Raw genomic sequence first — 23,359 nt, 5'->3', positions numbered from 1 at the left:
CAAGGAGTTTTCCGTTTCGACTGCGCCGGAAGTGGGGCGAATTATAGACGTCCAGGATCTGCCGTCAACCTCTAATTACGCCTTTCTTGCAGAAGGTGCCTTTTTAACGATTAAACGTGGAATTCGGCGGGTTACAGGCGGCAATCTCAATACTAATAACAACGCACCTATAGAAGCGTAGATCGCCCACTCCCTCAGATCGGCGCGAACGATCCACAACATATGCAGTAACCCAAGCCCGAGAATCACATAGACCAACCGATGCAGTCTTTTCCAGCGAACGCCCAAATGCCGCTGACTGTAACGATTGGAGGTAACCGCCAGCGCCAACAAACCGAGAAAACCCAGCACCCCGACGATAATGTACGGCCGCTTGCGCAACTCGATACCCAGTTGTGACCAATCAAAGCCGAGGATGAACGCCGTATAACCGCTCAAATGCAAAACCACATAGGCGAAACACCACAACCCCAACTGCCGTCGGACAGCTATCCACCCCGACCAACCGGTGAGCTTCTGCAATGGCGTCATGCTTAACGTAATGAGCAGCAGGACAAGCGTCCCCAACCCTAGACGATCAACCAGCACCTTTCCTGGATCAGGCCCCAGCACATCCGCCCAGGCTTGATACAACCAAAGCAGCGGCCAAACAGCTGCGGCGATAAAGACACCAATACGCCAGAACAGATATCGCATCAGTAATTCTTCCGCAGATCGAGCCCTGCATATAAAGAAGCGACTTCATCCGAGTAGCCGTTGAACATTTGCGTGTCCCGCACATTGGGCTTGAACAGACCGCTCGGCAAACGCCTTTCCCGTGCCTGCGTCCAACGCGGGTGGTCGACTGTCGGGTTCACGTTCGCATAAAAGCCATACTCATTCGAGGCAATGCTCTGCCAGGTGGTTTTCGGCTGCTCACTGACCAGGCTGATTCGCACGATGGACTTGATGCTCTTGAAGCCGTATTTCCACGGCACCACCAGACGTAGCGGCGCACCGTTCTGATTGGGCAACTCACGTCCATACATGCCTACAGCGAGAATCGCCAACGGATTCATCGCCTCATCCAGACGCAGCCCTTCTACATATGGCCAGTCGATCAAGGCGAAGCCAGAACGTTGTCCAGGCATACTCTTGGGATCTTGCAGGGTTTCAAAGCGAATAAATTTGGCCTTGGACGTCGGTTCTACTTCCTTCAGCAAAGCCGAAATTGGAAAACCTATCCACGGAATGACCATCGACCAGGCCTCCACACAGCGAAGACGATAAATACGCTCTTCCAGCTGATAAGGCTTCATGAAGTCTTCCAGCGCATACCGCCCCGGCTTACCCACCTCCCCGTCTACCACCACGCTCCACGGTTCGGTTTTTAGCGCACCGGCGTTGGCCGCAGGATCGCCTTTGTCGGTACCGAACTCATAGAAGTTGTTGTAGTGGGTCGCATCCTTGAAAGGCGTGATTGCTTCATCCTTGACGTTGACCGCCCCCCATTTAGTGGAAGGCAGTTTTTCGGCAAACCAGGACGGCGCCTTGCCAGGCTCGACATCGGCATAACGCGCAGCATCGTCGGCACTCGCCCAGCGCGGCAGCGTACTCACAGCCAAACCGGCAACGGCCGCGCCTAATACATTGCGACGAGAAAGGTAGAGAGATTCAGGCGTGACGTCTGACTCATGACAGTCAGACGCTTTGGGGACTTTGATCAGCATGGCAACTCCGCAGCATTGGAGGACAGATGCACCCATAGACTGCGGAGTATGAGGGAAATTACATCACTCGGCTTTTTTGTGCCGACGAAGACGCAGCAGGTACTGCACCGGCCCGGAAGCCGCATAGGCAAGGAAAACCAGCAGCAGGATGCGCGGCGGATCACTGAATACAACGGCAAATACCAGCACCACTGCCAGGATCGCGACAAAGGGAACGCGCCCCTTCAAGTCCAGCTCCTTGAAGCTGTTGTACTTGATGTTACTGACCATCAGCATGCCTGCGGCGGCAACCATCAGTGCAACCAGGAACGACATTTTGGAACCCTGAATGCCGTAATCGCTGAACGCCCAGACAATGCCCGCGACCACACCGGCCGCGGCCGGGCTGGCCAGACCGATGAAGTAGCGCTTGTCGGCGGTGCCGACCTGCGTGTTGAAGCGTGCCAGGCGCAACGCCGCACCCGCCACATAGATGAAGGCGACCATCCAGCCGACTTTGCCCATATCGCCCAAGGCCCAGCCGAATGCCAGCAAAGCCGGCGCGACGCCAAAGGCAACCATATCCGACAGCGAGTCGTACTCCGCACCGAAGGCGCTTTGGGTGTTGGTCATGCGAGCGACGCGACCGTCGAGGCCGTCGAGCACCATGGCAACGAAAATCGCGATCGCGGCAAACGCAAAATACTTGCTCGCGCCGATTGCATCACCGGCACTCAAGGCGCTCTGGGCGCTCATCGAGTTGATGATGGAATAGAACCCTGCGAAGAGGTTCGCAGTGGTGAACAGATTCGGCAGAAGATAGATACCACGATGCCGGACTTTACGGCCTTCAGCGTCATGCCCTTCTTCGATGTGCTCATCGATGGGCAGAAGGCTTTCGGCGTCAGAAGCCTGCTTTGGCTCTTCGGGACGTTCGCTCATGGACATTACCTTGCAACGGGGTGGAAAGTTTCGACAGGTGTCTGGGACGACGGTTCGACCGCAAACGATGCAGCTTTATACCAGAACCGGCGGATCCAAACGAAAAAACGCGGCCTAGGCCGCGTTTTCCGTACAAGCTCGTGACTTAGTTCTTGGCTTTGTCGACGATCTTGTTGGCACCGATCCACGGCATCATGGAGCGCAGTTGCTCACCGATGATTTCGATACCGTGAGCGGCGTTGTTACGACGCTTGGCGGTCATCGAAGGATAGCCGGTGGCGCCTTCGCTGATGAACATCTTGGCGTATTCGCCGTCCTGAATACGTTTCAGGGCGTTGCGCATGGCCTGACGGGATTCGGCGTTGATTACTTCCGGACCTGTCACGTACTCGCCGTACTCAGCGTTGTTGGAGATCGAGTAGTTCATGTTGGCGATACCGCCTTCGTACATGAGGTCAACGATCAGCTTCAATTCGTGCAGGCATTCGAAGTAGGCCATTTCCGGCGCGTAGCCAGCTTCAACCAGGGTTTCGAAACCGGCTTTTACCAACTCAACGGTACCGCCGCACAGAACGGCTTGTTCGCCGAACAGGTCGGTTTCGGTCTCGTCCTTGAAGGTGGTTTCGATGATGCCGGTACGACCGCCACCAACGCCGGCAGCGTAGGACAGTGCAACGTTTTTGGCGTTGCCCGAAGCATCCTGGTAGATAGCGATCAGGTCAGGGATACCGCCGCCTTTGACGAACTCGGAACGCACGGTGTGGCCCGGAGCTTTCGGCGCGATCATGATCACGTCGAGGTCAGCGCGCGGAACAACCTGGTTGTAGTGGATCGCGAAACCGTGGGAGAAGGCCAGGGTGGCGCCTTTCTTGATGTTCGGCTCGATTTCGTTCTTGTACAGCGAGGACTGGAACTCGTCCGGGGTCAGGATCATGACCAGGTCGGCAGCTGCTACGGCGGAAGCAACGTCAGTCACTTTCAGGCCGTGGGCTTCAGCTTTGGCAACGGTGGCCGAACCTTTACGCAGGCCAACGGTAACGTCAACGCCGGAGTCTTTCAGGTTGCACGCTTGAGCGTGGCCTTGGGAGCCGTAACCAATGATGGCAACTTTCTTGCCCTGGATGATCGACAGGTCGCAGTCTTTATCGTAGAAAACTTTCATGAATTTCCCCTTTATATCTGGCCCTCAGGCCATTCGCTAATTTGGTTTAGATGCTCAGTACTTTGTCGCCGCGGGCAATCCCGGTGACGCCACTGCGTACGGTTTCCAGAATCGAGGCAGTGCCGATCGATTGAATGAAGCTGTCGAGCTTGTCGCTGGTACCGGTCAATTGAACGGTATACACGCTGGCGCTGACATCAACGATCTGCCCACGATAAATATCGGTGGTGCGCTTGATCTCGGCGCGCTGGGCGCCGGTGGCCTTGACCTTGACCAGCATCAGTTCGCGCTCGATGTGAGCACTCTCCGACAAGTCGACCAGTTTGACCACTTCGATCAGCTTGTTCAGGTTCTTGGTGATCTGCTCGATGATTTCATCATGGCCGACAGTGGTTAGCGTCAGACGCGACAAAGTCGGGTCTTCGGTTGGCGCCACGGTCAGGCTTTCGATGTTGTAGTTGCGCTGCGAAAACAGGCCGACTACACGAGACAGAGCGCCCGGTTCGTTTTCCAGAAGCAGGGAAATAATGTGCCGCATGATTAAGTACGCTCCGTCTTGCTCAACCACATATCACGCATGGAGCCGTCTTTGATCTGCATCGGGTAGACGTGCTCGCTGGTGTCAACCGAGATATCGATAACCACCAGGCGATCTTTCATGGCGAACGCCTCCTCCATCTTCGACTTCAAATCTTTCGAGTCGGTGATGCGCACGCCAACGTGACCATAGGCCTCTGCCAGTTTGACGAAGTCAGGCAGCGATTCCATGTAGGAGTGCGAGTGACGGCTGCCATAACTCATGTCCTGCCACTGGCGAACCATACCCAGCACGCCATTGTTCAGGATGACGATTTTTACCGGCAAACCGTATTGCAGGCAGGTCGACAGTTCCTGAATGTTCATCTGGATGCTGCCCTCGCCTGTTACGCAGGCGACATCGTCATCCGGGAAGCTCAGCTTGATGCCCATGGCCGCCGGAAAACCGAAGCCCATGGTGCCCAGGCCACCGGAGTTGATCCAACGGTTCGGCTTGTTGAACTTGTAGTACTGCGCCGCGAACATCTGATGCTGACCCACGTCGGAGGTCACAAAGGCGTCGCCCTTGGTCACTTCGCACAGGGTTTCGATCACGGTCTGCGGCTTGATCACGCTGCCGTCGCCCTTGTCGTAAGGGAACAGACCGCGGTCACCGCGCCACTCATCAACTTGCTTCCACCAGCTGGCAACGGACTCCTTGTTCGGGGTCTCGCCGATTTCCTTGAGGATCGCGACCATTTCGGTCAGGACGCTCTCGACCGGGCCAACGATAGGCACGTCTGCCTTGATGGTCTTGGAAATCGAAGCCGGGTCGATGTCGATGTGAATGATCTTGGCATTCGGGCAGAACTTGGCCGGGCCGTTGATCACGCGGTCATCGAAACGCGCGCCGACTGCAAGGATCACATCGGCATGGTGCATCGCCAGGTTGGCGGTGTAGCTGCCGTGCATGCCGAGCATGCCGATGAACTGACGGTCGGTGCCAGGGTAGGCACCCAGGCCCATCAGGGTATTGGTCACTGGCAGGTTGAGCATCTTCGCCAGCTCGGTCAGCGGCGCAGAGCCACCACCGAGGATCACGCCGCCGCCCGAATACAACACAGGGCGCTTGGCCGCCAGAAGCATTTCGGCTGCCTTGCGGATTTGCCCGGAGTGACCGCGAACGGCCGGGCTGTAGGAACGCAGTTTGGCTTTTTTCGGGAAGATGTATTCGAACTTTTCGGCCGGGTTGGTCATGTCTTTCGGGATATCGACAACGACCGGACCAGGACGACCGGATTGCGCCAGGTAGAACGCCTTCTTCATGACTTCCGGGATTTCCGAGGCGTGCTTGATCATGAAGCTGTGCTTCACGATCGGCCGGGAGATACCGATCATGTCGGTTTCCTGGAACGCATCGGTGCCTACCATGGTGCTAGGCACCTGGCCGGAAATGACCACCATCGGAATGGAGTCCATGTAGGCCGTGGCAATACCGGTGATGGCGTTGGTTGCGCCCGGGCCGGACGTCACCAGTACCACGCCGGCTTTACCGGTGGCACGGGCATAGCCGTCAGCCATATGGGTCGCAGCCTGCTCGTGACGAACCAGGATGTGGGTCACTTCCGGTTCTTTGAACAGGGCATCATAGACATGAAGAAGAGCACCACCCGGGTACCCGTAGATATATTTGACGCCTTCGTCACGCAAAAAGCGGACGAGCATCTCACCGCCAGATAAAAGCTCCACGTTGTTCACCTCTAAAACGCCAGAATACCGCCCACATACAAGAGGACGGGTCTTAATAGGTTTACTTCTCGGCAGAGCATGAGCGACGGTGGTCGCCGACTACGTCAGCACTGACTGAGCAAGTATTGGGATCGTCCCAAGTGTTGCGGGCCTTTCCCACCCAGCGCGAGGTAACGCGTTGCGGGTGTAACAGGTCGGCGCGGATGTGCGCCTCATGATCTGCCGAGTGGGTCTGCTTCTGGCAGTCCCTCTACAGCGGACTTTGGATTCTTCTGTTTCGCCCATCGCAAGTCAAGCCGTCAATGTGCTTTATTGAACTAAGCGCATGAGAACGCAAGAAAAAACCTTTAAACCGCAACTGTGTTAGCTTCAATTGCGCACCCCCGATAAGGAAATGGCATGCGAACGCTCATCTTCACCGCCAGCTTGCTGATCAGCCTGAGCCCTTTGTGCATGGCGGGTCAGATCTATAAATGGGTCGATGCCCAGGGCGTCACCCATTTCGATGCACAGCCGCCCCAAGGCCGGGAGGCCACCGTCATGGTCACGCCCTCCCCGCCCGTCGGCAAGCCGGGCGCGCTACCGCGCGGCAACGTCATCGGCGATCAAAAGGCCATCGATCACAAAGTGAAAAAGCAGGTCGCCGAGCAGCAGGCCCAGCTAAGAGTGTTCTGTGAACAAGCTCGGACGAACCTGGCTCAACTGCAGAACAATCCGCGATTGCGGGAGGAAGTCGACGGCGAGACGCGCCGCCTGACCGACCAACAACGTCAGGAGCGCCTCACCGAAGCACAGAAACAGATTGCGAAAAACTGCCAGTAAGCACTGGCAGTTTCCGATTCAGCGGGAGACGGTGATCAACGCGTCGAACTCTTTGAGCAAGACCTGAAGCTGCCGATCCTTGCCCTGGACATTGCGGGAGGCGAAGACCATTTCGGCCATCTCCTGAATCCCTGATGCGTTGGGCAATGGCAGATCCTGCTCCAGGATCGACTTCATCCTTGGCAAGAAGACCCATTGCAGCCATTGCTCGAAATCCAGCGTATCCACCGAAAACGGTTCAACGCTGGAGAGCGCCTCAGCAGACGGCGGCACTTCATCCCACCAGCCCTGAACGCGCAGCTCGCGCTCGATCAACAGCAACTGTTCGGCAATCTTCGGAAAGCGCATATCCATCACAGCGAAACCTTGGCCTTCTGACGAGCCAACGCAGCACCGGCCGGGTCACCCTGCTTCTCTCGGGCCTGGGCGATCAATTCCCACAGGCTGGCCTGAAGATCCGGACGCCCATTGGCGAACGTCAGGCCACGGCGGGCAAACTGCTCGGCCTGAGCCGCATCACCTTGAGCCATACGCACCTGGGCCAAGCGATAAAGTACTTGCGGCTCGCGCGGTGCAACACGCTGGGCACGTTCGAGGCTGGAAGATGCACCATTAAGGTCGCCACTGGCCTGTTGCTGCTGGGCGGTGGTCAACAATGCCAGGACCGGACCGTCCAGTTGTTCATCGGCGGACAGTCCGCCGGAGTTCGCCGAAGGAATCCCGCTGGGCGTCGACGGCATGCTGTAGCTACCCTGATTGATCGGCGCCGACTGAACCGGCGAGGTATCAATCGGCCCCGGAGTAATCGGGCCTGGGGTAATCGGCGAAGTGCTGATCGGTGCCGAGGAGACGGCGCCACCACCCGGGACCATCACCACGACCCCGGTGTCACCTTGCGGGATCGCCTGAGTCTGAGCTTGTACAGGACGTTTCACCGTCGACTGACGGAAACCGCCATTCGCCGAAATCCGCTCACTGTTGGAGACGGCAGTGCCGGCATCCTCAACCGGGATCGAACCACGCTGCACAGTGGAGCAGCCGCTGAGCAAAGCCACGGCAGTCACCGCTGGAATCAACCACTTGTTCACTTCAAATCCTCTTTGCTTAATTCATCCAGCCCTTGACCCAATCCATCACCGATTCTGCAGGGCTTTCACCACCGCAAGCAGCACCGGGAGGCGGTTCACTGCCGCGAATATACGGCATCTGCACCGCACCTGGGCAGTTGGCTTCGGAACCTTGACCAGTGCGCGAATCGACCCAGGCCTGAACAATGTTGTCCGGTTGCGGCATGTCCAGCGGCAGCGGATCGGCCTTGCGCATGAAACTGGTCCAGACCTGCAACGCGCCGGTGGCACCGGTGAACGGTGTCTTGCCATTATCATCGCGCCCCAGCCAGACAACGGCCAGCAGATCCTGACTGAAACCGGCGAACCAGCTGTCCCGCGAATCGTTACTGGTACCGGTCTTACCGGCCAGGGTCAGGGTTTTCGGCAACACGTTATAAACCGAACTACCGGTACCTTCGCGCATGACGCGCTGCATGGCGTTCTGGATCAGGTAAATGGACGCCGGATCAAATTGCTGCTGAATCTGGAACGGATAACGCTTGAGCGGCTCGCCCTCGGCAGTCAGTACGCTGCGAATCCCGCGCATCGGCGTATTGAACCCGCCATTGGCCAGCGTCTGGTACATGGTCGCCACTTCGATCGGGGTCATACCGCCGGCACCGAGCAACATCGACGGGAACGCCGGGAATTCGCGGCTTACGCCCAGGCGTGCCAGGGTCTTCAAGACATTCGGCACGCCCACCGCCAACCCGAGACGCGCGGTCGACAGGTTGTAGGAATGCGCCAACCCTTGGTACAGGAACACCGTGCCGTGGGAACGGCGATCATAGTTCTGTGGTTTCCAGATCTGACCGTCCGCGCCTTTGACCGAGAAGTAGTCGTCCGATAGCCAACTGGTGAGCGTGTACTGGCTCGGCTTTTCAAGAGCGGTCAGATAAACCGCCGGCTTGATCAAAGAGCCGATCGGTCGCACCGCGTCCAACGCACGGTTAAAACCGGCAAAACTCGCCTGACGGCTGCCGATCATGGCCTGGACCTCACCGGTTTCCGGGTTGGTCACGACCATCGCGGCTTCCACGTCATCGGAACCCTTGCGCCCGGCCAGGCGCTTGAACGTGTCGTTGACCGAGGCTTCGGCTTTCATCTGCAGGATCGGGTCGAAACTGGTGAAGATTCGCAGCCCTTCTTCGGTCAAGTCTTCGTCGCGGTAGTCTTCGCGCAACTGACGTTTAACCAGATCAAGGAAGCCCGGGAACGAGCTGTCGGCCAACTTGCCGCGAGTGGTCACACCCAGTGGCATTTTCTTCGCCGCCTCAACCTGTTCGGCGCTGGCAACGCCTTGCTCCTTCAGAACATCGAGCACCAGATTGCGCCGCTCCAGAGCCCGCTCAGGGTTGCGGCGCGGGTTGTAATAGGACGGCCCCTTGACCATGCCCACCAACAAAGCGACTTGATGCAGTTTCAGCTCGGACAATGGCTGCCCGAAGAAAAACTGGCTGGCCAGGCCGAAGCCGTGCACCGCGCGCTGACCATCCTGGCCGACGAATACTTCATTGAGGTAAGCCTCAAGAATTTCGCTCTTGTCGTAATGCAGCTCAAGCAACATCGCCATCATGGCTTCGGTGAGCTTACGGGTCAGGCTGCGTTCACTGGTGAGGTAGAAGTTCTTGACCAACTGTTGCGTCAGCGTACTACCGCCCTGGGTCATCTTGCCGCCCGAGGTGTTGACATAGATAGCTCGGGCAATCGACTTCGGCGACACGCCCCAGTGGCTGTAGAAATCCCGGTCTTCTACAGCAACCAGGGTTTCGAGCAGATACGGCGGAACCTGATCGATCTTGATCAGGATGCGGTCTTCAAGGTTTTTCGGGTAAATCCCGCCGATCAGCAGCGGCTCCAGTCGCACCACGGAAAGCTTCGAACCGTTGGTCGCCGAGAGCTCGGCCACGTAATCGCCGGAGAACCGCACGCGCACGGGCTGCGCCTGCTCCATGCCTTCATAGAACTGGAAGCCTCGGGTATTCAAGTCGACGGTATTGCCATTGACCGCTGCCGCGCCGGGGCCGTTGCTGACCGCTTCGCGTCGGTAGCCCAAGGCATCGAGTTCGGTGAGGAAGTCGTCCTTGCTGAGCTTTTGTCCGACGAACAGCTCGAGCGGGCGCGCGTACACCTTGGCCGGGATGGTCCAGCGCTTGCCGGAAAACTTCTCCTGAACCACGGCGTCGAGGTAAACCGCGAACCCGGCCAGCACCACAAGGCCGACCAGGCTGAGTTTAAGGGCCCAGCCCAGCCAGGGGCGCATGCCCTTGGAAGGTGGTTTTTTAGGGGTGCGGGGGGATCGAGATCGAGTCATGGCGGCGGATTATACGCACTTTATTCATCCTCAACAGGAGCCCTCTGAGGTTTGCGTCGGACGGACTTGCAGCCATAATGACGGCCTTGAATTTCCCCCCAGACTCTGAAGGATCGCCTGTGAGCCAGTCCCTGATCGCTGCCCTGCAAAACCCGGCCCTCTACCCGCATCCCGTAGAAGGGTTCCAGGTCATCGAGACCCATATTTCCTGGGTGATACTCACCGGTCCCTATGCTTATAAAGTGAAGAAGCCGGTGAATTTCGGCTTCCTCGATTTCACCAGTCTCGAAGCTCGCAAGCATTTCTGCGGCGAAGAGCTGCGCCTGAACCAGCGCCTGACCCATGACTTGTATCTTGAAGTGCTACCGATCACCGGCAGTGCCGAGGCGCCACAACTGGGCGGCGATGGTCCGGTTGTCGATTACGCCCTGAAAATGCGTCAGTTCCCGCAAAGCCAACTGCTCAGCACCCTGCAAGCCAACGGCGAATTGACCACCACGCACATCGACGCGATGGCCGCGCAGATCGCTCAATTCCACCTCAGTGCGCCGAAAGTGCCTGCCGAACACGAAGCCGGCACGCCGGACAGCGTCATGGCGCCGGTACGGCAGAACTTCGAACAGATCCTTCCGTTCCTCAGCGACAAGGCCGATCTGTTGCAACTCGAGGCACTGCAAGCCTGGGCCGAAAGCAGCTTCGAGCGCCTCAAGCCACTGTTCGCCCAGCGCAAGGCCGACGGCTTCATTCGTGAATGCCATGGTGACATTCACCTGGGCAACGCTACCGTGATCGACGGCAAAGTGGTGATCTTCGACTGCATCGAGTTCAACGAACCGTTCCGCTTCACCGACGTTTACGCCGACACCGGCTTCCTGGCAATGGACCTGGAAGACCGCGGCCTGAAGAGCCTGGCGCGCCGTTTCATCAGCCAATACCTGGAACTGACCGGCGACTACCAGGGTCTTGAGCTGCTGAACTTCTATAAAGCCTACCGCGCCCTGGTTCGCGCCAAGGTCAGCCTGTTCAGCATGCCGGCCGAGGCCGACCCGGTGCAGCGCGCTACCACTCTGCGTCAGTACCGCAACTACGCCAACCTGGCGGAAAGCTACAGCACCATTCCTTCGCGTTTCCTGGCGATCACCCACGGTGTTTCCGCCGTCGGCAAAAGCCATGTGGCCATGCGCCTGGTGGAAGCATTGGGTGCCATTCGCCTGCGTTCGGATGTCGAGCGCAAGCGCATGTTCGGCGAACAGACCGTACCGAACGACCCGCAGGCCGGCATCTATAGCGCCGACGCCAGCGTCGCCACCTATGCCCGCCTGCATGAGGTTGCCAATGTAATTCTGCGTGCCGGCTTCCCGGTGGTGATCGATGCCACTTATCTCAAGCGCGACCAACGCGACAGCGCGGCAAAAATCGCCGAGGCCACCGGCGCGCCGTTCCTGATCCTCGATTGCGACGCGCCACAAGCGGTGATCGAGAGCTGGTTGAAGCAACGCCAGGCGGACAACAACGATCCGTCCGACGCCAACCTGGCTGTTATCGCCGCCCAGCAAGCCAGCCGCGAGGCACTGACGCCAGCAGAAATCCTCTGCAGCAAGCGCGTCCAGACCAATGAAAGTGGCACCCTCGATACGGTCGTTGCGCAGATTCGCCAGCGCCTGCCTGGTCTGTAAGAAACTATTTCAACCGTGAAGCCCTCACCGGCTTCACGGCTGCCAAATAGTGGCACTATACTGGCGTCATAAAACCATCAGGTGATGTGACATGAGCCAGCCAAAACTTCTCGACACCCCGCTTTATGCCTTGCTGCACAAAGACGACATCACAAGCTTCAACAATGAACGCCCGAAAGATGGACCTATCGACATGGTCGGTGGTGACTTCCGCGGGCTCGATCTGCGTGAACTGAACGCCGACGGCATCGACTTCACCGATGCCTACTTTCGCTCTGCCGACTTGCGCGGCGTCGACTTTCGCAACTCATCCCTGGAAGGCGCGAGCCTGGCCCACGCGCAGATCTCCGGCGCCTACTTCCCGCCAGAGCTGAGTGCCGATGAGATCCTGATGTCGATGAATTTCGGTACACGCCTGCGTTATCGCACCCGCTAAAAGCGACGTCTCACCCAGTCCAGCGCCCCCGCCTTGCGCTGGACGTTGTACTTTTTTTGCTCGAAAACTCAATTTCCCACACGCCCTCGGACTACATGCTCCGCCTTTTCACGCCGCTTCTTGAGTTTTCCTCTTAGAAGCTTTTGCGTCGAAACCGACCAAACAATCACGCTTTTCCTACTGATGGCTACACTGCTGAGAGGCTCGCCCACGCACCATTCGGCTGTCGCAAGGAGGCTTGATGAATGATGAACTGCAACACCTGAAGAATCTTGGCAAGACGTCGGCGCAATGGCTGCATGCCGTGGGCATCCACAGTGCCTCGGACTTGCGTCGGCTGGGAGCTGTGGACGCTTATCGGGCCGTGCGCACTCGCGGTTTTCGGGCGTCCAAGGTGTTGTTGTATGCGATTGAAGGCGCGTTGATGGATGTCCACTGGAACGACATTCCCGCCGAGCGCAAGGAAGCCTTGAACAAACAGCTGGATGCTATTTCGTCTCGCCACAAGAATTGAACGGATAATTTCACTCGAACGCACAGCCTGAAACCCAATGATTACGAGGCTTTCCAGCGAAGGAATGACGTAATTCACGGAAACGAGAAATCAGCGATTGACTTGGTAATGAGAATCGCTATGATTATCACAACTGGTCGCGAGACTGGTCGATATTCTGAAAAGCCCTTGGTTCGGACTCTCAGATTATCTCCTCATCAGGCTAATCACGGTTATTTGACCCGGCTCTTGCCGGGTCTTTTTTTGCCTGTGGAAAACTCGCGTGATCTTATTGGCCTGACGGCTTGCCGAACTGCTTGCGCATTTGCGCGCAGTAATCCTGCGGTGGCGTGGTGGGCGTATACCAGACGTAATCGGCCATGGCCGACGTGACCTCAGCGCCCTGCTCCGCCAGCATCAATACCGTTGGTGCCTTGGGCTCCCCCAGGTCCAGCACATGGATCGGCACCCCGACATCCTTGCGGGCGTGGAACGCGCCGGTAAACAACAGTGAAGGCATCGGTGCCGCCCGTAATCGCTCGGCTATCCGCCGGTCACGCTGCTGCTGCACGGCCAGCATCGCGGGCATCTGTGATTCAGGCAGCAAGCCGCAGTGGGAATCGCTGATCTGTGCCAGCAACTCGTTCCTGACCGTCGGAGCGTTGGAACGCGCACCGCTCAATGTTGGCGGTTTGGCATAGACAGTACGGACTTCAGGCGTGTCCAGATTGGCCGCCAGTAACGGGTACGGCTGAGTCAGGGCAAAACGAACGATCGGCCCGTAAAGACTCCAGTCCCATCCCGGCTGCCAGGCCAATGCCCCGGACAAATCGGTCGGCAGCGGTGAGGTATGCCGAACGTCATCGACGCGCTGTTGCTGAGCCGGCGTCAACATTTCCAGCAGCAGACTGCCTTGAGGCCGTCGCTCACCCAGTGCCTGCAATAACCACAATTGCAGTTGATGGTGATCACGATTGTCATGCTGCTCGCCGACGATCAACCGCGAAGGTTCCGCCAACCGTGCAAGCAGTTCTTGCGCGGTCAGGGTCTGACCGCTGCGCAAATCCCGGATTTCGCCGCTGACCGGCGGCACCGCTACATGCTGGCAAGCACTCAGTAACAGCGCGGCCAGAAAAACCATCACGCGTGTTTTCATCCCTAAAACACCTCAGCGGGCGATGATCAGCGGATGCCCACGCTCCGGGTGCGGTTGCACCAATACTTCCAGCCCGAACACTGCCTTGAGCGGTTCCGGGCGCAATACCTGTTCCGGCGTGTCCAGCATCACAGGACACCCACCTTCAAGCAGTAACAAGCGATCACAATAACGCGCCGCCAGGTTCAGATCATGCAGGATCACCAGCACCGCCGCACCGCGATCGGCGAATTCACGCACCGCTTGCAGAGTGGTGTGCTGATGCAGCGGGTCGAGCATCGACGTCGGCTCATCGAGCAACAACGTCTGCCCCGCCTCGCCCGGCCAAAGCTGCGCCAACACCCGCGCCAAATGCACCCGCTGACGTTCGCCACCGGACAACGCCAGATAACTGCGACCGCTCAAGTGCCCCGCATCGGCCGCCTGCAACGCGGCGGCGACAATCTCCTCATCCCGGACCCGACCGCTTTGATAAGGCAGACGGCCCATGCCGACCACTTCTTCGACGCGAAAGGCAAAGTCCAGGGTCGACACTTGCGGCAATACTGCCAAACGCCGGGCTCGCTGCGCTCCGTTCCAATGACTCAACTCACGCTCATCGAGCCAGACGCTGCCATGGTCCGCAGGCAATTCCCCGCACAGGGCGCCGAGCAACGTGCTTTTGCCGGCGCCATTAGGCCCCAACACGCCGAGGACTTCGCCCGGTTTAAGCTCGAGGGTGATGTCCGTCAGGACAATTTTTCGACCGCGGCGGATTTGCAGGTTCTGCGCTCGCAACATCAGGCACGCCCTCTGAGCAATAAATACAGAAAGAACGGCGCGCCGATGAGGGCCGTGACAATCCCGATCGGCAACTCAGCCGGCGCCAGCGCCAGCCGCGCCACCAGATCAGCAAACAACAGGAGACTGGCCCCCGCCAACACCGACGCCGGCAACAACACCCGATGATCGGGGCCGACCAGCAGTCGCACCAGATGCGGCACCACCAGGCCGACAAACCCGATCATCCCCGCCGCAGCTACCGCCGCGCCGACACCCAACGCCGTGCAGAACACCAATTCGCGCTTGAGTCCTTCGACGTCGATACCCAGGTGGCCGGCCTCCGACTCCCCCAGCAATAATGCGTTCAAGGCCTTGGCCCGACGCGGCAACCACAGTGCCACACCGGTACTCACCAGCAATAACGGCCAGAGTCGCGCATAACTGGCGCCGTTAAGGCTGCCCAGGTTCCAGAACGTCAGGGTGCGCAGGGTCGCGTCATCCGCCAGATAGGTGAAGAGCCCGACCGCCGAACCAGCCAGGGCAGTCAATGCAATACCGGCCAGCAGCATGGTCGCGACGTTGGTCTGGCCATTGCGTCGCCCCAGTCGATAGACCAGCGCCGTCACCCCCAACCCGCCGAGAAACGCGCACACCGACAACAGATATGGCCCGAAGGATTCAGGCAGTCCACCGAATACCGAGCCGCCGACAATCGCGATAGCCGCGCCCAATGCCGCGCCGCTCGACACCCCTATCAGGCCCGGATCGGCCAGAGGATTGCGAAACAACCCCTGCATTGCCACACCAGACAGCGCCAGAACCCCGCCCACCGCCAAACCGAGCAAGGTTCGCGGCAGGCGGATTTGCCCGAGGATCAGTTCGGCCTGCTCCAACCCGTCGGCGGCAATCGGCAGGCCGACCAAGCGCAGCGCCGCGCGCAAGGTGTCGAACAACGGCAAACTCACCGGCCCCAACGCCAGCGACAGCCAGATCGCCAGCAAACACAACAGGCTCAAGCCAATGAACAACGCACGAGGTTTAATCAGAAGGGTCATTGGCCAGTCGTACCGGGATCGAACAGGTGCATAAACAGCCTCCTTCAAAGGTTTCCCGGGCATAGTTATGACAGGCCAAGTATTCTCGGCATCCGGTAATCGCCCTGCGGGCGAGCCGTCATTTGATAATTGCTTGCATTTGAACGTCAAGCTCGGACGTACCAGGTCACGAGCCACAGGACTTGAGGATAGACATGAAGCTTCTTTGCACAGGCGCCGAATTGGCTGACGCCAGCAGTCGCGGTTTCGACGTCAACGGCCAGAAGCTCCTGGCCGTACGCCGGGGCGGTCGGGTGTATGTGTATGAAAATCGCTGCCCGCACCGGGGCGTCGGGCTGGAATGGCAGCCCGACCAGTTTCTCGACCCCAGCAACAGCTTGATCCAGTGCGCGACCCACGGCGCACTGTTTCTGATCGAGGACGGTGAATGCGTCGCCGGCCCCTGCGCCGGACAATCCCTGACCAGCATCCCCTGCCACGAAGATGAGCAAGGAATCTGGGTCACGCTCTAACCGTTCAACAGCACATCCAGTCGCCGATCGACCACCATCTCTTCGTGAGTCAAGCGCACGCCATACGCCAGCACTTCGACTCCACACGCCACTGCCTCACGCAACGCAGCTGCGTAGGCCGAATCGATTTCTTCGGCAGGACGCACCGCGTCGATCCCTGTCAGGTTCACGCAATACAACTGCACTGCCCGAATCCCGTCCCTGGCCAAATGCGCCAGTTCGCGCAAATGCTTGGCCCCACGCTGGGTCACCGCGTCAGGAAATGCCGCCACCGCCGAGCCATCAAAGCCCAGGGTGACGCTTTTGACTTCCACATAAGCCGGCCCGCCCGGGTAATCGAGACGAAAATCGATACGGCTGCTTTCCTGACCATAGGCCACTTCGCGCTTCAGTTCGGTAAAGCCGTTCAACTCGGTGATGACGCCAGCCTGCAACGCTTCCTCGATCAAGCCGTTGGCGCGCCCGGTGTTCACACAGAACAGCCGCCCCTGTGGGGTTTCGCCAACTTCCCAAGTGCCGGGCAACTTGCGCTTGGGGTCGGTGGAGCGGCTGAACCAGACTTGCCCGCCCTCGACCTGGCAATTAAGCATCGAGCCAGTGTTCGGGCAGTGAATGGTCAGCAACTCGCCGCCAACGGTTTCGATATCGGCAAGAAAACGCTTGTAACGACGAATCAAGCGCCCCTCTTCAAGGGGAGGATGAAAACGCATCAGCCTTGCCAGCTCTTCAAACCGCGGGCGATCCGCTCGACTGCTTCTTGCAAGCGCGGAAGGCTTTGGGTGTACGCAAACCGCACATGATGCCCGGCCTGATGACGACCGAAGTCCAGGCCCGGAGTAATTGCAACATGCTCGGTTTCGAGGAAGTGTCGGCAGAACGCGAAGGCATCGCCGCCGAACTTGCTGATATCGGCGTACAAATAGAACGCGCCTTCCGGCTCTACGGCGATACCGAAACCCAATTCCCGCAGGGCTGGCAGGAGGAAGTCGCGACGTCGACCGAACTCGGCGCGGCGCTCCTCGATAATGCTGATGGTGGCGGGCTCGAAGCAGGCCAATGCCGCGTGCTGGGCCATGCTCGGTGCGCTGATGTAGAGGTTCTGGGCGAGCTTCTCCAGTTCACCGACCGCTGCTTCAGGTGCGACCAGCCAACCAAGGCGCCAGCCGGTCATGCCGAAATACTTGGAAAAGCTATTGAGGACGAAAGCGCCGTCATCGACTTCCAGCACGCTGGCCGCGTCCGTGCCGTAAGTCAGGCCGTGGTAAATCTCGTCGACCACCAAATGACCGTGGCGGGCCTTGATCGCCGCGGATAGCCCGGCCAGTTCATCACGGGTCAGGATGGTCCCGGTGGGGTTGGCCGGCGATGCGACCAGGGCACCGACGCTGTCGTGATCCCAGTGACGCGCGACCAGGTCCGGGGTCAGTTGATAACGCACGTCCGGGCCGACCGGCACCAGTTGCGCCGCACCTTCCACCAGGCGCAGGAAGTGCCGGTTGCACGGATAACCCGGGTCGGCCAGCAGCCAGTGCTTGCCTGGGTCCACCAGCAAGGCACTGGCCAACAGCAATGCGCCTGAACCGCCAGGCGTGATCAGGATGCGTTGCGGATCGATGTTCAGCCCGTAACGCTGCTGATAAAAACCCGAAATGGCCTCACGCAGCTCAGGAATGCCGCGAGCGGCGGTGTAACGGGTCTTCCCCGCCGTCAGCGCGGCCTGGCCGGCCTGGATGATCGGTTCGGCGGTGGTGAAGTCCGGCTCGCCGATTTCCAGGTGAATCACGTCGTGGCCAGCCGCTTGCAGCTCGTTGGCCCGCGCCAGCAGGGCCATAACGTGGAACGGTTCGATAGCGCGACTACGCGCACTGTAGGACAGAGCCATTAGCCTTCCTTACAACGGGGAAAAGAATTGATTCTACCCAAGCGCAGGAACGAGCGAGAGCCTAAAGCGGTCAGAGCCATATAATGCTGGTCTCAATCGATTCAAGCGTATGTCTCAGGTTTGGCTAAAATCAATAATTGATCAGGTCTCCCTAGCCACCAGACGAAGCTTTGCAATCTTTTGCAAGCACCACGGGCCGCGGGCTCGACATCCGGGAGTAGCGCGGTCCGATTTGATCTGGTAAGTTCGCCCGCTTGCAGCCGCAGGGCCGGCAGGTGTCGGTGATGGAGCAATCCTGCGCAATGGATTACAAGAGTAGAGGCGGTCCATTTCATGCCCACCCAAGCAAAGCAGCAAAATCAGTCGATCAGCGGCTTCGAACCCTACAAAGAAGTGAAGGGCGAAGAGTACATGGGTAAACCCATGCGTGCTCACTTCACCAAGATCCTGAACAAGTGGAAACAGGACTTGATGCAGGAAGTCGACCGTACCGTTGATCACATGAAAGACGAAGCGGCCAACTTCCCTGACCCGGCAGACCGTGCCAGCCAGGAAGAGGAATTCAGCCTCGAATTGCGCGCCCGCGACCGTGAGCGCAAGCTGATCAAGAAAATCGACAAGACCCTGCAACTGATCGAAGACGAAGAATACGGTTGGTGCGAGTCCTGCGGCGTCGAAATCGGCGTCAAGCGACTGGAAGCCCGTCCTACCGCCGACATGTGCGTTGACTGCAAGACCCTGGCGGAAATCAAGGAAAAGCAAGTCGGCAAGTAATCTCGACTTGAACGAAAGACGGAGCGTGCGAACGCTCCGTTTTTGTTTCTGATATTTGCTGATATTTGTTGCGACTTCGAAATCGCCTTCGTCGGATCGCCGCCCGGAACAATCTTCGCTCCTACAAAGGCTGGCGCAATCTCCTGTAGGAGCTGAGCTTGCTCGTGAAGGCGGCTTCAAGCCGTGCTCAATACGATTGGACAGCCTGACATCGCCCTTATGACCGCCATCGCCTCTTCCGCCTACATCGGGCGCTTCGCCCCCACGCCCAGCGGGCATCTGCACTTCGGTTCGCTGGTTGCAGCGCTGGCCTCGTACCTCGACGCCCGTTCGGTCGGCGGGCGCTGGCTGGTGCGAATGGAGGATCTAGATCCGCCACGCGAGGAGCCCGGTGCTCAGGCGGCGATTCTCAAGGCGCTGGAAAGCTATGGTTTCGAATGGGATGGCGAGATGGTCCGACAGAGTGACCGGCACGCGGCCTACGCCGAAGTCCTCAATCGCCTGTTCAGCCAGGGCCTGGCCTACGCATGCACCTGCTCGCGCAAGCAACTGGAGCCGTATCACGGCATCTATCCCGGGTTCTGCCGCAACGCTGGGCACGGCACTGAGAATGCGGCGATCCGCGTGCGTGTACCGGAGCTGGAATACCACTTCATCGACCGGGTGCAGGGCGAATTCCGTCAACACCTGGGCCGCGAGGTGGGTGACTTCGTGATTCGTCGCCGCGACGGGCTCTACGCCTATCAATTGGCGGTGGTGCTAGACGATGCCTGGCAAGGCATCACTGATATCGTGCGCGGCGCCGACCTGCTGGACTCCACGCCACGCCAGCTCTATCTGCAAGAACTGCTCGGCCTGCCGCAACCACGCTACCTGCACATCCCGTTGATTACCCAGCCGGACGGCCACAAACTCGGAAAGTCCTATCGCTCGCCGCCACTCACCGAAGATCAGGCCACGCCGCTGTTGCTGCGCGCATTGCGGGCGCTGGGGCACACTCCCGTTATCGAACTCAATGACGCCACGCCACGGGAAGTGCTGAATTGGGGCATTGCCCACTGGGATGCGTCGCTGATCCCGCGCACACTGACGTTGCCTGAAGCGCAACTGCAGTGATGCCACTTGCAGTGGCGCACCCATCCGTTACCATCGCCGCACGTTTTCGGGCACGCGCATAAAAGAGAGAGGCCGGGATGTACATCTATCGCTTGGTCCTGCTCCTGGTAGTGGGGATTTATCTGTTCTCCCCGGCCATCATGGATTGGTGGATCGACGCCACTGGCGCCTGGTATCGCCCTTATTTGCTCTGGCTGATTCTGATCGTCGTGACCTTCATCCTGCAGAGCCAAAAAGATGCCGATGAGCTTTAGCCTGACCCAGATGATCCTGATCAGCGCCGCGTACCTGGCGGTGCTGTTCGGTGTGGCCTGGATCAGTGAACGGGGCATGATCCCCCGGGCGATCATTCGCCACCCGCTGACCTACACCCTGTCGCTGGGCGTTTATGCCAGTGCCTGGGCGTTTTACGGCACGGTGGGCCTGGCTTATCAGTACGGCTACGGTTTTCTGTCCAGCTACCTCGGGGTTTCCGGGGCGTTTCTGCTGGCGCCGGTGCTTTTGTACCCGATCCTGAAAATCACCCGCACTTACCAACTCTCATCGCTGGCCGACCTGTTCGCGTTCCGTTTCCGCAGCACCTGGGCCGGTGCGCTGACGACGATTTTCATGCTGGTCGGCGTGCTGCCGTTGCTGGCGTTGCAGATTCAGGCGGTGGCCGACTCCATCGGCATCCTCACCCGCGAGCCGGTGCAGCATCGCGTGGCCCTGAGTTTCTGCGCGCTGATTACGCTGTTCACGATTTTCTTCGGCTCGCGCCACATCGCCACCCGTGAGAAACATGAAGGCCTGGTGTTCGCAATCGCCTTCGAGTCAGTGATCAAGCTGATCGCGATTGGTGGCGTCGGCCTGTATGCGCTGTATGGCGTGTTCGACGGCCCGCAACAGCTGGAACTGTGGCTGCTGCAAAACCAGACCGCCCTCGCCGCCCTGCACACGCCTCTGCAGGAAGGCCCATGGCGCACGCTGCTGCTGGTGTTCTTCGCCTCGGCGATCGTCATGCCGCACATGTACCACATGACCTTTACCGAAAACCTCAACCCGCGTTCGCTGGTCAGCGCGAGCTGGGGCTTGCCGCTGTTCCTGCTGCTGATGAGCCTGGCAGTGCCGTTGATTCTCTGGGCCGGGTTGAAACTCGGTGCCACCACCAATCCGGAATATTTCACCCTGGGCATCGGCATCGCCGCCAATAGCAAAGCCCTGGCACTGTTGGCGTATGTCGGTGGATTGTCGGCAGCCAGCGGGCTGATCATCGTTACTACGCTGGCGCTGTCCGGGATGGCACTGAACCACTTGGTGCTGCCGCTCTATCAGCCGCCGGCCGAGGGCAATATCTACCGCTGGCTGAAATGGACCCGCCGGGCGCTGATCGTCGCGATCATCATGGCCGGCTACGGTTTCTACCTGATGCTGGGCGCGGAACAGGACCTGGCCAACCTCGGCATCGTCGCCTTCGTCGCCACCTTGCAGTTCCTGCCGGGCGTGTTGTCGGTGCTGTACTGGCCGACCGCCAACCGTCGAGGCTTCATCGCCGGCCTCCTGGCGGGGATTCTGGTGTGGCTGGTGACCATGCTGTTGCCGCTGGTCGGCAATCTGCAAGGCTTCTACATTCCGTTGCTGAACATGATTTACGTGCTGGACGACACCAGCTGGCACATGGCGGCAATTGCCTCGCTGGCCGCCAACGTGCTGATGTTCACTCTGATCTCACTGTTCACCAACGCCAGCCCCGAAGAGGCCAGCGCCGCCGAAGCCTGCGCGGTGGACAACGTTCGCCGCCCGCAACGCCGCGAACTGCATGCCGCCTCGCCTCAGGAATTCGCCACGCAACTGGCCAAACCGCTGGGTGCCAAGGCCGCGCAGAAAGAAGTCGAACAAGCGCTGCGTGACCTTTATCTGCCGTTCGACGAACGCCGGCCTTACGCCTTGCGTCGTTTGCGTGACCGTATCGAAGCCAACCTCTCCGGCCTGATGGGCCCGAGCGTGGCGCAGGACATGGTCGAAACCTTCCTGCCCTATAAGGCCGGCGGCGAAAACTACGTCACCGAAGACATCCACTTCATCGAAAGTCGCCTCGAGGATTACCACTCGCGCCTCACCGGCCTTGCCGCCGAACTCGATGCCCTGCGTCGCTACCACCGCCAAACCCTGCAGGAATTGCCGATGGGCGTGTGCTCGCTGGCCAAGGATCAGGAAATCCTCATGTGGAACAAAGCCATGGAGGAGCTGACCGGGATTGCCGCGCAGCGTGTGGTCGGTTCGCGCCTGAGCACCATTGCCGATCCATGGAAAGAGCTGCTGCAAGGTTTCATCAATCTGCCGGACGAACACTTGCACAAGCAGCACCTGGCCCTCGATGGCCAGACCCGCTGGCTGAACCTGCACAAAGCGGCGATCGACGAACCGCTGGCACCGGGTAACAGCGGCCTGGTGCTGCTGGTGGAAGACCTGACCGAAACCCAGATGCTCGAAGACAAACTGGTGCACTCCGAGCGCCTGGCCAGCATTGGCCGACTGGCGGCCGGCGTGGCCCATGAAATCGGCAACCCGATCACCGGCATTGCCTGTCTCGCGCAGAACCTGCGCGAAGAACGTGAAGAAGACGCCGAACTCACGGAAATCAGCGGGCAGATCCTCGAGCAGACCAAACGCGTGTCACGCATCGTTCAGTCGCTGATGAGCTTCGCCCACGCGGGCGCTCATCAGCACAGCGACGAGCCCGTTTGTCTGGCGGAAGTGGCCCAGGATGCCATCGGCCTGCTGGCCTTGAACCGGCGCAATTTCGAAGTACAGTTCTACAACCTGTGCGACCCCGATCACTGGGTCGAAGGCGACCCGCAGCGGCTCGCCCAGGTATTGATCAATCTGCTCTCAAACGCCCGTGACGCCTCGCCTCCGGGCAGTGCAGTGCGCGTCAAGAGCGAAGCCGGCGAACACACGGTCGATCTGATCGTCGAAGACGAAGGCAGCGGTATTCCCTCGAGCATCATGGACCGACTGTTCGAACCCTTCTTCACCACCAAGGATCCTGGCGAAGGCACCGGTCTGGGCCTTGCACTGGTCTATTCCATCGTTGAAGAGCATTATGGACAAATCACCATCGACAGCCCGGCTGATGTTCAAAGCCAACGCGGCACCCGTATCCGGGTGACCTTACCGCGTCATGTCGAAGCGACGTCCGCTGTGAACTGAGAC

At 59.2% G+C, this 23,359-nt stretch carries 23 protein-coding genes; 9 read left to right on the top strand and 14 right to left on the bottom strand.

Annotated features, from left to right (window positions below; all coding sequences use genetic code 11):
* Positions 1–75: 75 nt before the first annotated feature.
* The 6 genes from msrQ to AC07V0_RS28340 all read right to left on the bottom strand — a co-directional run bounded on the left by msrQ (position 76) and on the right by AC07V0_RS28340 (position 6,057).
* On the bottom strand, positions 76–696 hold the full coding sequence (gene msrQ, locus AC07V0_RS28365) for a protein-methionine-sulfoxide reductase heme-binding subunit MsrQ (protein WP_086945885.1): 621 nt from the start codon (positions 694–696) through the stop codon (positions 76–78).
* The gene (gene msrP / locus AC07V0_RS28360) at positions 696–1,709 is read right to left on the bottom strand and encodes a protein-methionine-sulfoxide reductase catalytic subunit MsrP (RefSeq protein ID WP_018930219.1); all 1,014 of its coding nucleotides are present in this window, start codon (positions 1,707–1,709) and stop codon (positions 696–698) included. Before msrP ends, msrQ begins: the two co-directional genes overlap by 1 nt.
* Before the next feature lie 63 nt (positions 1,710–1,772).
* Positions 1,773–2,630 carry a CDP-diacylglycerol--serine O-phosphatidyltransferase gene (gene pssA / locus AC07V0_RS28355; protein WP_008006914.1) on the bottom strand — a complete coding sequence of 286 codons (858 nt, stop codon included), beginning with the start codon at positions 2,628–2,630 and terminating at the stop codon, positions 1,773–1,775.
* A 145-nt stretch (positions 2,631–2,775) separates the two neighbouring features.
* Positions 2,776–3,792: a ketol-acid reductoisomerase gene (ilvC, locus tag AC07V0_RS28350; RefSeq protein ID WP_003228216.1), complete on the bottom strand. Its 1,017-nt coding sequence runs from the start codon at positions 3,790–3,792 to the stop codon at positions 2,776–2,778.
* A 46-nt stretch (positions 3,793–3,838) separates the two neighbouring features.
* On the bottom strand, positions 3,839–4,330 hold the full coding sequence (ilvN, locus tag AC07V0_RS28345) for an acetolactate synthase small subunit (protein WP_003205610.1): 492 nt from the start codon (positions 4,328–4,330) through the stop codon (positions 3,839–3,841).
* 2 nt (positions 4,331–4,332) lie between these two features.
* A complete protein-coding gene (locus AC07V0_RS28340) occupies positions 4,333–6,057 on the bottom strand; it encodes an acetolactate synthase 3 large subunit (RefSeq protein ID WP_026286735.1) in 1,725 nt (574 codons plus the stop codon).
* Positions 6,058–6,456: 399 nt separating this feature from the next.
* Here AC07V0_RS28340 and AC07V0_RS28335 point away from each other — a divergent pair, with 399 nt between their 5' ends.
* Positions 6,457–6,879: a DUF4124 domain-containing protein gene (locus AC07V0_RS28335; RefSeq protein ID WP_064620345.1), complete on the top strand. Its 423-nt coding sequence runs from the start codon at positions 6,457–6,459 to the stop codon at positions 6,877–6,879.
* An 18-nt stretch (positions 6,880–6,897) separates the two neighbouring features.
* Here AC07V0_RS28335 and AC07V0_RS28330 read toward each other — a convergent pair whose 3' ends face one another.
* Genes AC07V0_RS28330 through mrcB form a run of 3 tightly spaced genes read right to left on the bottom strand, consistent with a single transcriptional unit; the run spans position 6,898 to position 10,302 of the window.
* Positions 6,898–7,233, bottom strand: coding sequence for a YqcC family protein (locus tag AC07V0_RS28330; RefSeq protein WP_018930215.1), 336 nt, complete (start codon positions 7,231–7,233; stop codon positions 6,898–6,900).
* Positions 7,233–7,967: a tetratricopeptide repeat protein gene (locus AC07V0_RS28325; protein ID WP_018930214.1), complete on the bottom strand. Its 735-nt coding sequence runs from the start codon at positions 7,965–7,967 to the stop codon at positions 7,233–7,235. Before AC07V0_RS28325 ends, AC07V0_RS28330 begins: the two co-directional genes overlap by 1 nt.
* Before the next feature lie 16 nt (positions 7,968–7,983).
* Positions 7,984–10,302, bottom strand: coding sequence for a penicillin-binding protein 1B (mrcB, locus tag AC07V0_RS28320; RefSeq protein ID WP_064620347.1), 2,319 nt, complete (start codon positions 10,300–10,302; stop codon positions 7,984–7,986).
* A gap of 119 nt (positions 10,303–10,421) precedes the next feature.
* Here mrcB and AC07V0_RS28315 point away from each other — a divergent pair, with 119 nt between their 5' ends.
* The 3 genes from AC07V0_RS28315 (at position 10,422) to AC07V0_RS28305 (ending at position 12,928) form a co-directional block, all read left to right on the top strand.
* Complete coding sequence (locus AC07V0_RS28315) at positions 10,422–11,978, top strand: bifunctional aminoglycoside phosphotransferase/ATP-binding protein (RefSeq protein WP_064620349.1); 1,557 nt, start codon at positions 10,422–10,424, stop codon at positions 11,976–11,978.
* A 91-nt stretch (positions 11,979–12,069) separates the two neighbouring features.
* The gene (locus tag AC07V0_RS28310; RefSeq protein ID WP_018930211.1) at positions 12,070–12,414 is read left to right on the top strand and encodes a pentapeptide repeat-containing protein; all 345 of its coding nucleotides are present in this window, start codon (positions 12,070–12,072) and stop codon (positions 12,412–12,414) included.
* A gap of 241 nt (positions 12,415–12,655) precedes the next feature.
* Positions 12,656–12,928 carry a TfoX/Sxy family protein gene (locus AC07V0_RS28305; protein ID WP_009050884.1) on the top strand — a complete coding sequence of 91 codons (273 nt, stop codon included), beginning with the start codon at positions 12,656–12,658 and terminating at the stop codon, positions 12,926–12,928.
* A gap of 268 nt (positions 12,929–13,196) precedes the next feature.
* Here the strand turns inward: AC07V0_RS28305 and AC07V0_RS28300 are convergent, their stop codons facing one another.
* The 3 genes from AC07V0_RS28300 to AC07V0_RS28290 are packed head-to-tail and all read right to left on the bottom strand — an operon-like array spanning position 13,197 to position 15,826.
* A complete protein-coding gene (locus tag AC07V0_RS28300) occupies positions 13,197–14,063 on the bottom strand; it encodes a ChaN family lipoprotein (RefSeq protein WP_086945886.1) in 867 nt (288 codons plus the stop codon).
* A gap of 12 nt (positions 14,064–14,075) precedes the next feature.
* A complete protein-coding gene (locus AC07V0_RS28295; protein ID WP_086945887.1) occupies positions 14,076–14,843 on the bottom strand; it encodes a heme ABC transporter ATP-binding protein in 768 nt (255 codons plus the stop codon).
* On the bottom strand, positions 14,843–15,826 hold the full coding sequence (locus AC07V0_RS28290) for a FecCD family ABC transporter permease (protein ID WP_167331204.1): 984 nt from the start codon (positions 15,824–15,826) through the stop codon (positions 14,843–14,845). The genes AC07V0_RS28295 and AC07V0_RS28290 overlap by 1 nt, the downstream gene beginning before the upstream one ends.
* A 248-nt stretch (positions 15,827–16,074) precedes the next feature.
* Here AC07V0_RS28290 and AC07V0_RS28285 point away from each other — a divergent pair, with 248 nt between their 5' ends.
* The gene (locus AC07V0_RS28285; RefSeq protein ID WP_064620359.1) at positions 16,075–16,392 is read left to right on the top strand and encodes a Rieske (2Fe-2S) protein; all 318 of its coding nucleotides are present in this window, start codon (positions 16,075–16,077) and stop codon (positions 16,390–16,392) included.
* Here the strand turns inward: AC07V0_RS28285 and sfsA are convergent.
* Positions 16,389–17,102 (bottom strand): DNA/RNA nuclease SfsA, encoded by a 714-nt coding sequence (gene sfsA, locus AC07V0_RS28280; RefSeq protein ID WP_086945888.1) that lies wholly within the window; start codon positions 17,100–17,102, stop codon positions 16,389–16,391. The genes AC07V0_RS28285 and sfsA overlap by 4 nt on opposite strands.
* Complete coding sequence (locus AC07V0_RS28275; RefSeq protein ID WP_086945889.1) at positions 17,102–18,274, bottom strand: pyridoxal phosphate-dependent aminotransferase; 1,173 nt, start codon at positions 18,272–18,274, stop codon at positions 17,102–17,104. Before AC07V0_RS28275 ends, sfsA begins: the two co-directional genes overlap by 1 nt.
* 333 nt (positions 18,275–18,607) lie before the next feature.
* Here AC07V0_RS28275 and dksA point away from each other — a divergent pair, with 333 nt between their 5' ends.
* The 4 genes from dksA to AC07V0_RS28255 all read left to right on the top strand — a co-directional run bounded on the left by dksA (position 18,608) and on the right by AC07V0_RS28255 (position 23,356).
* Entirely contained in the window at positions 18,608–19,048 is a 441-nt protein-coding gene (dksA, locus tag AC07V0_RS28270) for an RNA polymerase-binding protein DksA (RefSeq protein ID WP_007902025.1), read from the top strand.
* Between the two features lie 219 nt (positions 19,049–19,267).
* Entirely contained in the window at positions 19,268–20,164 is an 897-nt protein-coding gene (gluQRS, locus tag AC07V0_RS28265) for a tRNA glutamyl-Q(34) synthetase GluQRS (protein ID WP_018930204.1), read from the top strand.
* A 77-nt stretch (positions 20,165–20,241) separates the two neighbouring features.
* Positions 20,242–20,418, top strand: a complete 177-nt coding sequence (locus AC07V0_RS28260) for a hypothetical protein (protein WP_003176118.1) — start codon at positions 20,242–20,244, stop codon at positions 20,416–20,418.
* Positions 20,402–23,356, top strand: coding sequence for a sensor histidine kinase (locus AC07V0_RS28255; RefSeq protein WP_026286733.1), 2,955 nt, complete (start codon positions 20,402–20,404; stop codon positions 23,354–23,356). The genes AC07V0_RS28260 and AC07V0_RS28255 overlap by 17 nt, the downstream gene beginning before the upstream one ends.
* The last annotated feature ends 3 nt before the right edge of the window (positions 23,357–23,359 follow it).

It is taken from the genome of Pseudomonas sp. GW821-FHT01E10 (assembly GCF_059422365.1).
This window is presented reverse-complemented; position numbering and strand designations above follow the sequence as displayed.